At 44.0% G+C, this 14333-nt stretch carries 15 protein-coding genes; 6 read left to right on the top strand and 9 right to left on the bottom strand.

Translation table 11 applies throughout. The features are described 5' to 3' along the window. Positions 1-72: 72 nt before the first annotated feature. Positions 73-540, top strand: a complete 468-nt coding sequence (locus H6F63_RS17830; protein WP_190638871.1) for a BON domain-containing protein — start codon at positions 73-75, stop codon at positions 538-540. Between the two features lie 174 nt (positions 541-714). Here H6F63_RS17830 and bioF read toward each other — a convergent pair whose 3' ends face one another. The 5 genes from bioF to H6F63_RS17805 form a co-directional block, all read right to left on the bottom strand. Beyond that, positions 715-1875, bottom strand: a complete 1161-nt coding sequence (gene bioF, locus H6F63_RS17825; RefSeq protein WP_190638884.1) for an 8-amino-7-oxononanoate synthase — start codon at positions 1873-1875, stop codon at positions 715-717. A 25-nt stretch (positions 1876-1900) separates the two neighbouring features. Then, positions 1901-2581 carry a Uma2 family endonuclease gene (locus H6F63_RS17820; RefSeq protein WP_190638870.1) on the bottom strand — a complete coding sequence of 227 codons (681 nt, stop codon included), beginning with the start codon at positions 2579-2581 and terminating at the stop codon, positions 1901-1903. A gap of 118 nt (positions 2582-2699) precedes the next feature. Beyond that, positions 2700-3062, bottom strand: coding sequence for a DUF1823 family protein (locus tag H6F63_RS17815; protein WP_190428296.1), 363 nt, complete (start codon positions 3060-3062; stop codon positions 2700-2702). Between the two features lie 76 nt (positions 3063-3138). After that, positions 3139-4659 (bottom strand): ATP-binding protein, encoded by a 1521-nt coding sequence (locus tag H6F63_RS17810; RefSeq protein WP_190638869.1) that lies wholly within the window; start codon positions 4657-4659, stop codon positions 3139-3141. A gap of 469 nt (positions 4660-5128) precedes the next feature. Beyond that, positions 5129-6811, bottom strand: a complete 1683-nt coding sequence (locus tag H6F63_RS17805) for a DUF3352 domain-containing protein (protein ID WP_190638868.1) — start codon at positions 6809-6811, stop codon at positions 5129-5131. 127 nt (positions 6812-6938) lie between these two features. On the opposite strand from H6F63_RS17805, the gene H6F63_RS17800 reads away from it, so the two are divergent. The 5 genes from H6F63_RS17800 (at position 6939) to H6F63_RS17780 (ending at position 11188) form a co-directional block, all read left to right on the top strand. Next, positions 6939-7298, top strand: a complete 360-nt coding sequence (locus tag H6F63_RS17800) for a rhodanese-like domain-containing protein (protein ID WP_190638867.1) — start codon at positions 6939-6941, stop codon at positions 7296-7298. Between the two features lie 366 nt (positions 7299-7664). Continuing rightward, positions 7665-8777, top strand: a complete 1113-nt coding sequence (hrcA, locus tag H6F63_RS17795) for a heat-inducible transcriptional repressor HrcA (RefSeq protein WP_190638866.1) — start codon at positions 7665-7667, stop codon at positions 8775-8777. Positions 8778-8875: 98 nt separating this feature from the next. Next, the gene (locus H6F63_RS17790) at positions 8876-9562 is read left to right on the top strand and encodes a DUF2834 domain-containing protein (RefSeq protein WP_190638865.1); all 687 of its coding nucleotides are present in this window, start codon (positions 8876-8878) and stop codon (positions 9560-9562) included. Between the two features lie 138 nt (positions 9563-9700). Next, the gene (locus tag H6F63_RS17785; RefSeq protein ID WP_190638864.1) at positions 9701-10354 is read left to right on the top strand and encodes a hypothetical protein; all 654 of its coding nucleotides are present in this window, start codon (positions 9701-9703) and stop codon (positions 10352-10354) included. A 123-nt stretch (positions 10355-10477) separates the two neighbouring features. Further along, the gene (locus H6F63_RS17780) at positions 10478-11188 is read left to right on the top strand and encodes a DUF2834 domain-containing protein (RefSeq protein ID WP_190638863.1); all 711 of its coding nucleotides are present in this window, start codon (positions 10478-10480) and stop codon (positions 11186-11188) included. 231 nt (positions 11189-11419) lie between these two features. Here the strand turns inward: H6F63_RS17780 and H6F63_RS17775 are convergent, their stop codons facing one another. The 4 genes from H6F63_RS17775 to H6F63_RS17760 all read right to left on the bottom strand — a co-directional run bounded on the left by H6F63_RS17775 (position 11420) and on the right by H6F63_RS17760 (position 14176). Next, positions 11420-11608, bottom strand: a complete 189-nt coding sequence (locus H6F63_RS17775; RefSeq protein WP_190428311.1) for a CPXCG motif-containing cysteine-rich protein — start codon at positions 11606-11608, stop codon at positions 11420-11422. Between the two features lie 57 nt (positions 11609-11665). Beyond that, positions 11666-12196 carry a hypothetical protein gene (locus H6F63_RS17770; RefSeq protein WP_190638862.1) on the bottom strand — a complete coding sequence of 177 codons (531 nt, stop codon included), beginning with the start codon at positions 12194-12196 and terminating at the stop codon, positions 11666-11668. Positions 12197-12277: 81 nt separating this feature from the next. Further along, the gene (locus H6F63_RS17765; protein WP_190638883.1) at positions 12278-13894 is read right to left on the bottom strand and encodes a radical SAM protein; all 1617 of its coding nucleotides are present in this window, start codon (positions 13892-13894) and stop codon (positions 12278-12280) included. A gap of 27 nt (positions 13895-13921) precedes the next feature. Continuing rightward, a complete protein-coding gene (locus H6F63_RS17760) occupies positions 13922-14176 on the bottom strand; it encodes a SemiSWEET transporter (protein WP_190638861.1) in 255 nt (84 codons plus the stop codon). Positions 14177-14333: the final 157 nt, after the last annotated feature.

Here is a 14333-nt window from a genome sequence, read left to right as displayed (position 1 = left end):
TACGTCAGATAGTTTCTACTGAATCGATAGCAATCGAATTTAAACCATTACACTTTTCAAATCGGAAAAACCATGAAAAAACTTACCACACTTCTACTCAGCGGCGTTTTAATTTTTAGTGCTGCTGCTTGTAACGACACTGCAAGCACTAATGCTGATGCTCCTGAAACTACCGCAACAACGAGCCAAACCCCCGCAGCCGATGCAGCTAAAGAGGGTCAACAAGACGCAACTAGCGAAGTTCGCAGAGATCAGCTCAATTCTGACATTCGGGCGGCGGAGCAGCGGAACAATGTCACCGGAGGCGACGAACAAAGAACTGATGGGGATTTGCAAGGCGAGGTTCGCAGTAAATTGGAAGCTAACTTACCAGCTAGTCTTCTGACAGTTGCTGCTGAAGAGGGTATTGTCACTATCTCCGGAACTGTTCCTACCCAAGAACAATTCGCTAAAATTGAACCTTTGGCAAAAGAAATTAAAGGTGTCAAGAGCGTAACTAACAAAGCAACTGTTGCTCCCGCTCAACCAAAAGGTCAATAACGGGTTAATCAGTAGTGCTTTTTAAGCATTACGGTATCATCTACCACCCAAAGAAGTTGTTTTAAACGCAAATGATATCGCCAAGGGACGTAGAGGTTTTAATTTCTTCCTCTTGTTCCTTGGCGTTCTCTATAGCGCTAATGCCCATAGCGAGAGCTAATGCGTTTTTGCGGTTTATCCCTCTTCCATCAAAGCTTCTACCAACCGCTGAAAGTGGACAGGTTCATGATTAGCCATAACCGTCATCCGAATCCGACTTGTAGGAACAGTAGGAGGGCGAATAGCAGGAGCAAAAATTCCGGCATCTTTTAGTTTTTGTCCCATTTTCAAAGCTTCGGCGGCGTTGTTCAATTGCAAGCAGAGGATAGAAGACTCTGAAGGTAATAATTTCAGGTTTGGTAATCGCAGCAGATTTTTAAGAATACCAACATTACGCCACAATCTAGCGCGGCGGATCGGCTCTTGTTGAACAATTTTAACTGCTGCCAAAGCCGCAGCTGTATCCGCTGGCGAAAGACCAGTAGTATAAATCCAACTAGGGGCGCGATTCCGCAAAAAGTCAATCAAAGCAGCTTTCCCAGCTACATATCCGCCCAAACTCCCTAAAGCTTTGCTCAGGGTGCCGATTTGAATTAAAGTGCGATCGCTACAGCCAAAATGCTCCACACACCCAGCGCCCGTTTTTCCTAAAACTCCCGTGGCGTGAGCTTCATCTACCAGCAGCATACAGCTAAATTCTTCTGCTAAATCCAACAGATACGGGATTTGACATAAATCCCCATCCATGCTAAAGACGCTATCAGTAATAATCAAGCAGCGGCGATATTGTTGTCGGTGTTGAGTTAGCTTGTTTTTTAAATCCGCAACATCGCAGTGCGGGTAGTCGATGACAGTAGCACCGCTAAGAATCGCCCCATTTTTGAGGCTAGAGTGATTGTACTGGTCAGATAGAATTAAATCGCGACGGCCAACTAAAGCAGCGATCGCGCCTAAAGAAGCCAGATAACCAGAACTAAATACTAAAGCGTCTTCAGTTTGTTTGAGGGATGCGATCGCGCTTTCGAGTTCTCGATGCAATTGACGATGACCAGTAATTAATCTAGAACCTGTTGCACCCGTACCAAATTCCTTTGCAGCGCCAACAGCAGCTTCAATTAAACGCTCATCTCCCGCCAAACCCAGATAATCATTACTAGCAAAATTGATAACTTCTCGTCCCTCCAACACCACCGTTGCACCAGGACGACTTTGGATAGCCTGAACTGAACGATACCAGTTAGCCTGATGAATCGTGGCGAGAGATGGTTCTATCCAAGAATAAGGGTCAGTAGGCATGAGGGCGATCGCACTTTCCAATTTATTACAAATCTTCTGGCTCCACACCTAATTCTCGCAGCTGACGAAGCAGACGCTCTGCGCGTGCTTGCGCCTGTTCTGCGCGTTCCCTTTCTTGTGTTTCGGCTTCTTGCGGAGTAGGAACCAGTTCCCCTTCAGGCGTAAAAAACCTTAACTGTTCTCTCACAATGCCCAAAAACAACTGTAACTCCTCACTCCAGCGCCATGCATGTTCCTGAAGAGGAATCTCTTCATAAGTACCGTAGTTGAGTTTGAACCCGGCAAACTCTAAACTGTACGGGTCAAACCAAAAATACTCAGGTGTGCGAAAAACATCTTGATACAGTTGCTTTTTCAAGCCTCGGTCGTTCTTAGCTGTCGTGTCCGAAAGAATTTCTAAGATAAAATTGGGATACTTGCCGTCTTCTTCCCAGACCGCCCAACTTTTACGCTCTCTGCGTTCTGTGTTGAGAACCACGTAAAAGTCTGGCCCTCTAAAGTCTTGCGATTTAATTTGACGCAGGCTGAAATAAATACTCTGGTTAGCACCGACATGAAAATCATTTCGGTTTTGCCACAACCGCTCTAAGCAAATTAAGAGTAAAATTAGCTGTCTAAGATGGCGATCGCTCTCGAATTGCCGCTCCTCGCTCCAAAGGTCGCATGGCGGGATTGTCGGCATATCGGATTGATCACTAAGTACCATATCACACCTGCTTGGTGGCGAAAGGACATCTTTATTTTCTCAATTACAATGTCTCAACAGAGCGATTTTTTCATATACCCGTAGCGTCGTCACGAGAGCCACTTACCCGATGCCTATCCTACAGTTTGCTTTGCATATAGCTCAACAACCAGTTAGCAGCAGTCGCTCTACGAGTCTGTCTTGGGCCAAATTCACCTACTTTATAACCTTTAAAACCCAGCTTTTCTTTTAAAAGCTGCTTGTTTTCAGGAGGAATGGAACGAGTCAGTTTTACTGTTGCTGGGCGACTTTCAATAAAATTAGGCGGCTGCGGATATTCATCCCGCCATTCTGGTGCAACGCCGCTATTATCCCAATTTTGGGCAACATCGTAGCGATAACCCAAACAATGCCAAACCAGATGATTCACTGTGGAATCATCTATTTCCTCGTTCAGAATAGCCCAAATCGTTTCGGTGTTAAGCGGCGGCAAGTTAGACATAGCATTAACTACAAAGCCATTAGCAGTATAGATTAGGTTGAGCTTTAGCTTAACCCAATCTACAAGGTTACTAACTTTATGCTACTGATTCCAACTCGTTAGTAATTTCTTCTTGTTGGCGTTGGACTACTGGAATTTCAATAATAAACTCAGTTCCTTCTCCGGGTTGCGAGATACACTCAATTGACCCTTGGTGTTTTTCTACCACTATCTGATAACTGATTGATAAACCTAGTCCAGTGCCTTTACCAACTGGTTTTGTAGTAAAAAAAGGTTCAAATAATCTTGCTTTTACCTCTTCAGTCATTCCCTGTCCGTTATCAGCAATCCTGAGAATGATAGTGCCGCTATGGCAAAATTCTGTAGAAATTTTTATCTTTTTAGGATAGCTGCAAACGTCGCTACTGAGATTTTCTAATTCATCAATAGCGTTACCAATTAAATTCATAAGTACCTGATTTATTTGCCCCGAATAACATTCAATTAAAGGCAAATTACTGTACCCTTTAACAATTTCAATCCCTTCGTTGTCACCATGCGCTTTCAGCCTGTTTTGCAAAATTAACAGAGTATTATCAATCCCTTCGTGAATATCCACGACCTGAATAAGTTCTTCATCACTACGAGAAAAATTTCGCAAGCTACGTACAATCTGATGAATGCGCTTTGCTCCGACTTCCATTGAGTACATGACTTTTGGCAAGTCTTCTTTCAAAAATTCCAGGTCTATTTCGTCAATTTTCTCTTGCAGCACGACACTGGGTTTAGGATATTCTTGCTCATAAACCTTGAGCAGATCGAGCAAATTTTGGATGTAGTCAGTTGCGTAATTCAGGTTGCCGTAAATAAAACTGACAGGATTATTAATTTCGTGAGCTACACCCGCTACCAGGCATCCCAAATTAGACATTTTTTCTTTTTCAACTAGCTGGGATTGAGCTTGTTGCAGTTCTTGCAAAGCTTGCTCTAATTTCTTTGCCTGGCTAACTGCTTGGGCAGTAGCGGCACAACTTTTTTCATATAATTGAGCTTGATAAATGTGAATTGCCAGTTGTTCAGTATCACTTTCTTTTTGATACTGGTTCACTACGGAATCCAATGCTTCAACTAGGTTTTTTGAAGACTCGGTGAGAATGTAGCATAAATGGGGATTATCTGGTATTAGTTCCTCACTGCTGCTTCTGGCGATCGCTCTAGCTTGGTCGATATATTGCCGTACCTGCCGATCTAAATTTAAAGGTGCCGCAAAGTACATAGATTGGACTGTTGGCGAAGGATGACCGGGTAATTTCAGATCGCGATCGCCTTCGATTAAACCTTTGTGTGACCTTTCCATCAAATCTAAATCGGCTAGCAACCCTGAGCGCAATTCTTCCTGCGCTTGCTTATCTTTTGTACATACCAGCCTTAAGGCGAACAGTGCAGTCCGTTGGGATAGCATACGTTGACGACCGCTAACATTGACAACCGCCGCATTAATTTCCCGCACTGTATTGATTTCGTCTAAGTGTAAATAAGTAGTCAAGACAGGTATCGACAATTTTCCTAAAATAAATAAGGTCTGACGATGTATACCATTATAAGGTTTTTTTGTCATACTTCTTTAGGAGGCTTTTTTACTTATAGAATGAAAAACTTTCGCGAATATACTTCTCGTATAGTCGCGTTAAATTCTGCTGGGAGTTCTGGCTCGCCTTTAAATATGCAGCTCGGATCTTCAGCTAATAGTTGATTGACTGCTACTGAAAAACTATGAACTAAAGTGGTGCCAAGTTTCGTACATTTTTATACAGATTAAAAAAATTAGTTTGGGAGCCAGTTGAGCTTTGCCCATAACTAACTAGGGATATGGCATTGCCATATCCCTACTAATTCAACATCTATTAGGTTTTCCCAGGAATAAATCATCCTGTATTATGAGTGATATCCTTTGGGATTATCGATGCAAGACTTGAATTATTGAAACTGCCTATAAGCAAGGCTTTCAAAACCATCGGAGGCAAAGAAACTTCTTCGCCTCCACAAAATCCAAAATGGTATTAGGTATCTCGCCCTACCCTACCAAACTAGCCTTTAGTATCACCTAAGCGGAAGAATACCTTGCTGCGTTGAACGCCAGCGTCAGTACCGTAGCTGCTAAAGGTGAGAGAATTGAGCTGGTTAAACAAAGGTTTAGCAAACAGCTCCACCACTCTGACAATTGGCAACTGACGCTCTAAAATCGCCTGACTTGATGCCCAGTCTAGATACAAGTAGCCATTATTAGGTTGAGGTAAAGAAGCGATATTTGTCTGGAAATTATCACTTTTTAGCAGAGAATTTTCCGGAGCTTTGAGGGCTTGATCCATCGCCTCAATGGAAGTGGTAAAAATCTCATATTTGCCTATGCTGGCGCGGACACCTTGAACTTTTGCCTCTAATCTTACAGAATTTTGCTCTTTACTTTCTTTGCTTGGGGGAACGGTTGTTAGTTTTGTCCAGGCAAAGATGGGATGATTTTCTAGGGTAAAAGAGCTAACGCTTAGTCCCTGCTGCTTGGCAACGTCGTCTAAATGGTTAATTCCCGCCTGAGCTGTGTTTTCTGCTGATTCGGCGACAAAAATCCAATCTGGATTGCGATCGCTCCGAGGCAATATTCCCAAAGCATACTCACCTTGTACCCAGCTGAAGATATCTTGCTCCACATCGATGCCCCAACGAGTTTGTAAATCGGCTAGGGGTTGATTGATCAGTTGGGAGAGAGTATCGTCGCTCTTTTGTGTAGATGATAGTTCTCGCAATTGATCAAGATGAGTGCCAGCAGCAGCGATCGCTATTTGTTCTGGAAGATACTGCAATGCTCCCACCGCTTGAGATACTGTAGGAGCCATAGTTGCATCTGACCCGGCAGTTCCTTGCAGAGCGGTTTGTGCCAGCAATCCCTGGCGGTTAATTTCCAGCGCGATCGCTAAAGTTTCATACTTCTGGGTAATTGATGACTCTGATTTGTTACCCAGCAACTTAGCCAATCTGGGGAGATTGACATAAGTTAGCCCAATCTTCGAGCCAGTAATGTTCTCCAAAGCCTTCTGATAGGCAGGATCTTCACTCAAACTCAGATCCGGGGCTTGAACATTGTTAATAGCTGCACGCAGCACTTTGGGATTATTAGCAAAAAGCACAAAGCGATCGCCTACTACTGCACTAGCAACAGATTTTTCTTTTCCTTGGGTGTAAATCAGCTTTACACCTTTGTATTGTTCAAACTGCAAAGAAGCGCCTTCGCTAGATTGCTTCTGCCAGAACAAATCTACAAACTCGTTGCTGCGTTGCGGGTTTTTGCTAGTTGCAATCAACAGCAGTCCCCGTTGTTCTCCATTTTGGCTTGTGCGGTCAAAATCTAAGCTAGTGACGGAAAAAGTAATTTCATCTCCCAGCCAAGGCTGGATATCTTTCTGGTAGTCGAGATCGGTGTTAGCCAGTAAACTTTGTTTAACTTGGTCTAGTTCGACACGCGATCGCCCACGGTTCCCCGAACGATCCACAGCCTGCCGAACCCCCTCCTCCAAGCGATCTGGATTCACTAGCAATGACACCATGACTGGTGCCTGTTTCGGCACAAACATCGCGGCAGATGGGTTCGTCATCTGGCCGCCCGACATCAAGGCGAGGGGACTTTGCGATCTTAACCAGTAAAAGCCACCAGCACCAATCAACAGCAGCACTAAAACGCCAGCTGCTAAAGCGTAAAAAAATGAGCGTTGCTTCATGGCGAAATTCAGACCTTGCGCGAGAGCGATTGAGCTTAGAACACTAATCCAGATGTCAGAGAATATTATGGCTGCCTGCCGTCCACCCGAACTATTAAAATCTTAGTTAATCTCGAAACGCAACATCATGTCAGCTCAATCTTATCCCCGACAGATTTCCCAGATTAGTGTAGAAGAACTCCAAAAGCGTCTGTGTGATGCCCGTGAGGGTTTACAACTGGTGGATGTGCGAGAGCCTTCTGAAGTAGCGATCGCCAGCATTGAGGGGTTTGAAATCCTCCCTCTGTCGGAGTTTACCGAATGGTCTGATCAAATCCCCACCCGCTTCGATCCCGACGCGGAGACGCTGGTAATGTGCCATCACGGTATCCGTTCGGCTCAGATGTGTCAGTGGTTACAAAGTCAAGGCTTCACCAATGTTAAAAATATTGCAGGTGGTATCGATGCTTACTCGCTTCTGGTAGATTCCACAATTCCCCGGTATTAATTCCTGCTTTTAGAGGCGGTCGCCTCCCCCAAGGGCTAATAATCACCAAAATGGGGAAGCGATCGCTTCCCAAGGATAGCCCGGAGAACGAGAATAAATTGCCCCTACACCCGAACAACTAGAATCTTGTGTATATATTCTGGAGAAATGTGCCAGAGTAAGTCTTATCTTAGTTTTTCCACTGTTTGCTGCTACTACCACAATTTTACTGATCGGCAGGCAGAAGACAGCATCTGCTATTGTGATTTAACCTGTAATTAAACGGCTGCTCGCTTGTCAAGAACGCCGGGCTTACGATAAATCAATAATCGTAAGTCCCCGAATTTTCATTGTGTTTAAAACCTATTAGATTCGGCTTTTGTTTAAATGTCTAAACAAGTAAAATTGACCGATCGGCAACAACGTATTCTCTGGGCAACAGTTCGCCATTATATAGCGACGGCAGAGCCTGTAGGCTCAAAAGCATTGGTAGAAGAATATAATCTCAGCGTCAGCCCAGCAACTATTCGCAATGCGATGGGTGCTTTAGAAAAAGCTGGATTACTCTATCAACCCCATACTTCCGCTGGAAGGGTTCCCTCTGACTCTGGCTATAGAATTTATGTTGACCAACTAATAAAGCCTTCTGAGGTATTGGGGAGACAGGTAGAGGAATTATTTACAAAAAATCTAAACTTAGAGGATTGGAGCTTCGAGGCTTTGCTACGAGGAGCAGCGCAAATTCTCACTACGCTCAGTGGTTATATTACCCTGATCACGATGCCTCAGAACCGTACTACTCACTTACGACATTTGCAACTGGTGCAGGTTGAGCCAGGACGGGTGATGCTAATCGTGGTGACAGATGCTTATGAGACAACTAGCGTTTTGATGGAGTTACCGCCGCTCACTTCAGAAGATACCGAACCCGATACAGAAATTGTAGAGCGGGAGTTGCAGATTTTATCGAACTTTTTGAATAGCCAGTTGCGAGGGCGATCGCTTGTTGAATTAGTTGCCCTAGACTGGAGTGAGTTAGGTCGGGAATTCCAAAGGTATGCGGATACCTTGCGAAGTTTAGTCTCTGACTTAATCCGTCGCACCACAAAACCCGCTTCAACCCAAATTATGATTCGCGGTGTTGCGGAGGTGTTACGTCAGCCAGAATTTTCTGAGTTGCAGCAAATCCAAATGTTAATGCACCTATTGGAAGAGGAACAAGACAAGCTTGGGCCTTTAATCTTTGAATTACCTACACCAGAGATTCAAGGAGTGACAACCCTGCCACAAGGTTCGCGAGTGACAGTGAGAATTGGTTCCGAAAATCCCTTAGAACCGATGCGTACTTGTACGCTAATTTCTGCAACCTACCGACAAGGTTCTGTTCCGGTAGGAAGTGTGGGAGTTTTGGGCCCGACTCGAATGGTATACGAAAATGCGATCGCGCTCGTTGAAGCCGCCGCCGATTATCTTTCCGATGCCCTTACTCAAACCGCTTAATCGATTTTGAATTTTGGATTGAGAGAGAGTGGTGATTTCCAATTTACTCTCTTCCCCTCTTTCCTAACTATCTTTGCGGTTCATTTCTTTAAAATAACATGATTAGAAAAATAGGCTTTTGGTTGCTATGGTTAGGATTAGTTAGCTACGCCTTTCTATTAGCCCCTCCCAATCAACCAGACACATTTGAACTGATTAAAAATCTGTCAACAGGTCAATGGACAGGCATCAACCCTTTGATTATTGCCCTATTTAATATCATGGGTCTCTGGCCTATGATTTACGGTTGCCTGTTATTTATAGACGGCAGAGGGCAAAAAATACCAGCTTGGCCTTTTGCAACATTCTCCTTTGGAGTAGGAGCCTTTGCCTTATTACCTTATTTGGCACTGCGCGAACCGAATACACAATTTTCAGGGCAAAAAAATCTATTTTTGAAAATACTTGATTCTCGCTGGCTCGGTCTTATCCTAACAACTGGCAGCGTTATTTTGGTTGCCTACGGCTTGCTGGGAGCAGATTGGGCAGATTATATTCAACAGTTCCAGACGAGTCGTTTTATTCATGTTATGAGTCTGGATTTTTGTCTATTGTGCTTAATATTTCCCGCCCTACTAGGAGATGATATGGCACGGCGGGGAATCAACAATCCTGCACTTTTTTGGACTGTGGCGCTGATTCCACTTTTTGGCCCTTTGGCGTATCTTTGTCTGCGCCCGCCCTTACCAGAATCTACTGCCGAGGTGGTATCGAAACAGCAGCCCGTCTCAAACGTAAGTAGGTAGGTATAAAAAGCCCTATTGAGAAATCCTGTTTCTTCGGCTTGGGAATTGTAAATTAACTTGACCAAAGACAGACGTAACCGATTTTGTCTCTGCTTTAAAGTTAGTTAACAAACAAGCGTAGAATTATCGGTTAAGCTCGTGGGTAAAAAAATAGCATTATGGTTGTTATGGGGTGGCTTTATCGCCTATGTCTTGCTGCTGTCCCCTCCAATTACGCCGGACACATTCAGGCTAATTAAAAACATATTGACTCTTCAGTGGGTAGAAGTTAACCCAATTATCCTCTCGATATTTTCCCTCATCGGCATCTGGATACTAATCTACGGTTGCCTTTTATTTATCGATGGCAGGATGCAAAAGATTAGTTTTTGGCCCTTTGCTTTGGGCGCAGCGGGGACAGGAGTAATTAGTCTAATCCCTTATTTAGCTTTGCGGGAACCGAATCAAGAATTTTCTGGGCAAAAGGATGCCTTCCTGAAAGTTTTCGATTCTCGCTGGACGGGCATTATCCTCAATTTAAGTACGCTTATCTCACTGGCATTCGGCTTGCTGGCAGGTGATTGGGGAGACTTTATTCAGCAGTTTCAAAGCGATCGCTTTGTCAATGGCATGAGTTTGGCTTTTTGCCTGTTCTGCCTGCTGTTTCCAACCGTTCTCGGCGATGACATGGCGCGTCGAAGTTTCCAAAGTCCCCAAATTTTTTGGGCAGTGTCCCTAGTTCCATTGCTTGGCCCACTTGCCTATCTGTGCCTTCGTCCACCTTTGCCAGAAAGCAGTGCTGAAGCGGCATAAAATGTCATCAACACTACAAAGGTGTGAATGACATTCACAAACTTGACTTAAGAGAGACGCAAGCGATCGCGTCTCTCTTTTAAAGTTAATCTAGACCGCAGCGTCAAACCATCTGTCAAAATTATGGGCAGAAAAATTGTATTGTTCTTAATCTGGGTGACATTTGTTGTCTATACCATTTGGTTGGCTCCTCTAGATCAATCAGATACACTGCCACTGGTTAAAAAGCTGTTAACATTTCAGTTGGAAGAAGTTAACGCCATTCTAACCAGCATATTTTGGCTAATGGGTGTTTGTCCCATGATCTACGCCTGTCTAATGTTTGCTGATGGCAAAATGCAAAATTTTCGTGTTTGGCCTTATTTTATTGGGTCAAATGGAATAGGAGTAATTTGCCTCATTCCTTATTTAATATTGCGGAAATCAAATCAAGATTTTGATAGTAGAAAGGATTATTTACTGAAAATTTTAGATTCTCGTTTAACAGGAATTTTTCTATTTTTAAGTACGATTTTCTTACTTTCCTACGCTATAGTTGCCGGAGATTGGGCAGATTACATTCAACAGTTCCAAACCCGTACCTTTGTTCACCTGATCAGCTTAGATTTTTGCCTGATGTGCCTAACCTTTCCTTTGACATCCTTATTTGACGATGACATGGCACGCCGGGGTTTGAAAGATTCCCGAATTTTTTGGGCGGTAGCGTTGGTGCCGCTTTTTGGCCCTTTAACTTATATTTGCCTGCGTCCATCGTTACCAGAAAACATTAGGGTGGAAGTGCCTGGGGTCACAAAGAAGGCATCGCCTATTAGCCATTTGAAGCCTCTAGCTTGAAACAAGATAAATTCTCTATAGCAGTCCTAAATGACTTGTGAAGGCGAGATACCCGACTTCTCTAAGAAGTCGGGTATCTGAAGGGCTGGCACCTCACAATTCAAATAGGATTGCTATACTTTATCTTTCCCTGTATTCTCTACGCCTAGAAAAGAGACTTTTACATAGACACTTATCTAAATGCAAATAATCAACCGTTACCAGTTTGAGAACGCCATACATTAAAACTTTTCAACCTTCGTATTCGCTATCAATTTCTATATCCAGCGTGTCTTCATCAACTCGCACATACAAAATATTTGGGCGACAGCAGACTTGACAATCTTCTATGTAAGACTGTTGTCCACCCGCACTAAGGTCAATAAAAGTAACATTTGGTTCGCCGCAATAGGCGCAGTAAAACTCGGATGTATTTTGCATTTACTTTAATCCCCATCAGCACAAAGTCCGGCAGGGAAATCTCCTAAAATCGAGCTATCACTTGATCGCTACTTGCATTTTGTAGCTGGCGTTACCTCTAGTTCCGCCAACAACAATCTTATAATCTCCCGTCGCAGGCAATACACCGCGCCAGCTAGTTGCCTCCTGCCTGATAATCCGCCCATTGGGAGCTACAACATCAAAAACAGCGTTTTTCTCCAATGAGGTGATGCTGAGTGTCATTGTCTGGCGTGCCTTAGCACTAAGTAGATAGGTATCTCTAGTACCTCGCACTACCCCATACTCTACAAGCGCTGAGTTTTTACCAGGTGCAAACCGGATGCGTTGTGTGCGACCCCGTGCTTGCGCGATCGCAAAGCTGGGTTCAACTGATGCAGTACGGGTAGAGGCGAAGGTTGTGGTTATAGCCTCTACAGAGGGTGTCAAGCATAAAAATGCCCCTGCACCTACTAAAGCCAGTTTTGAGACAATACCATTAAATTCGGGTTTCATGGATGCCATGCGATCGCTTACTTTTCGAGGGTAAAACATTTTCTCAGTTTCTCGAAAGTTTTCTCGCGATCGCATCAGTGGTATTGCGGTTCTTACTTACTCGATTAGGTTAGCTTACTCCGTGCGATCGCGGTGGCAATTGGGCTGTAACTTAGATTAAGCAGGCATCAAACTCTGTGCTGTCGCTAGGTGCTTTTGTAAGGTTTCCACGGGTAGTGGCCCAGCTAAGTGACTCCAAGGCAAAACTTGCTCTAGGGACCAGTTGGCGTGGACGTAGTAATCTAGTTCAGGCACCTGTCCTCGTAGTTCTTTGAAAGCACGGCGGTAACTGCCTAGAGAATCACCGTAGTGTCGCGTCAGTTCCAATAGATAAGATAAGCGTCTGTCTCCTCTGGATATTAGCGCTTGCATTACCGACCAGTTATAACTTTCCGGTCGAAAGTTAATACCCTCGCGTCGCAATTCCTTGTCTAACTTTTTGAGGCGTTTTTCGGCTTCTCGATTTACGCCAAACCACTGAAATGGCGTGTGCGCTTTGGGTACAAAGGTACTGCATCCTAATGTTAAGCGTAAACCGGGAGCAGCTCGTTTTAGCGATCGCATCATCGCCACTGTTGCGTCTAAATCCTCTGGTTCTTCCCCAGGAATTCCCGCCATCCCGTAAAGTTTCAGTCCAGTTAATCCACCAGCTTTGGCATTTATCGCCGCTTGCACGATTTCATCGTTATGCAACTTTTTGTTGATAATCTGGCGCAAACGTTCTGAACCACTTTCTATAGCAATAGTAAGCGATCGCGTGTCTCGTTTCGCCAAAGTTTCTGCCAACTGCACCGTCACCGTATTTGTCCGCACCGACGCAATACTTAGACGTACATCGTCATATTTTGGCTGACTCAAATATTCCAGCAGAGTTTGAAATTCTGGGTGTTGTGTAACAGAAGCACCTAACAATCCTAACCGATTTGTCACCGCCAACCCGCGCTCAATTGCCGGAATCAGCGAATCTTCTAAACTAGCCGTGCGAAAAGGTAAAGTGAGGTAACTTGCCAGACAGAAACGGCACATCTCCGGACAACTGCGTACCACTTCCACCATGTAGATATTTTCCCATGCCGCCTTTTCTGTTACTACGGTCGAAGCAGACAAAGTATTACCTCGATAAGTCTGCTTTTCTACCCGACAGGGAATTGCCTCATTTACTGGCTGAATCGACTTTATTAAACCATCTGCATTGTGATATTCCACCACATACAAACTGGGAACATAAATTCCCGGAACTTGCGCCAAACGCTTCAACTGAGTTTGTCTATCAGCTTGTCGAACTTCCTTGTAAGCTTCAATGAAATTTGGCAGCAGATTTTCCCCGTCTCCTAGCAATATCACATCAAAAAAGTCAGCAAAAGGTTCGGGATTAGCAGTTAATACTGGGCCTCCACCAAATACTAGGGGATGATTATCAGAACGGGCAGCAGCGCGAGTGGGAATTTCTAACGATTCCAGTAAATTGAGGATATTTACATAATCCAGTTCCCAAGAAACAGAAAAACCGACTAATTCTGGATTTCTCGGCAGTTGTTCCTGGGTATCCGTAAACAGGCGACTCACCTGCACATCGCAGCGCATTGCCAAAGTCGCCCACACCACCTGATAGCCGAGGCTAGTGATGCCAACGCTATACTCATTTGGGAAGCCAAATATTGTAGGTATAGCATCGTTGTCAGGCGTTGCAGGTGTAAATAAAAGACGTTCAGCAGCAAATACTCCGGTCATCACAGGCAAATTAAGCGTCAGCATAACATTTCATCTATATTTAATTTTAAACCATAGAATTATAAGATTAAAAATTAAGGTTAGTAAGTTCGCGATAATTATTGGTAAAGCTTGAAGATAAATTCCGTACACCAGCCACAGAAAAACGCCACTACAGAAAATAATTAGCATTTCCAAAGACACATCCTTTGCTGATTTCGAGTACCATATTTTAAAAAGTTGTGGCAAGAATGCAATGGTAGTTAATGTAGCTGCGAACAAGCCCAAGATTGTAATAAAGTCCATTTATATTCTGTAGTTGACAATTATATTTGAAGCGTCCATTTAAAACGCCTTACGACTGAAGTCGCAACCGCACAATCTAAGCCTGCCTACGCAGACTTTTAAGACTGCAAATACGGTCTTTGTTCGTGTAGGCAGATTCTTTAGGAGGTGGGCTAAA

The sequence above is a fragment of the Trichocoleus sp. FACHB-40 genome, from assembly GCF_014695915.1.
Taxonomy (GTDB): Bacteria; Cyanobacteriota; Cyanobacteriia; order Cyanobacteriales; family FACHB-T130; genus Funiculus; species Funiculus sociatus.
The sequence above is the reverse complement of the archived record's forward strand: the minus strand, read 5'-3'. Positions and strand labels throughout refer to the sequence as shown.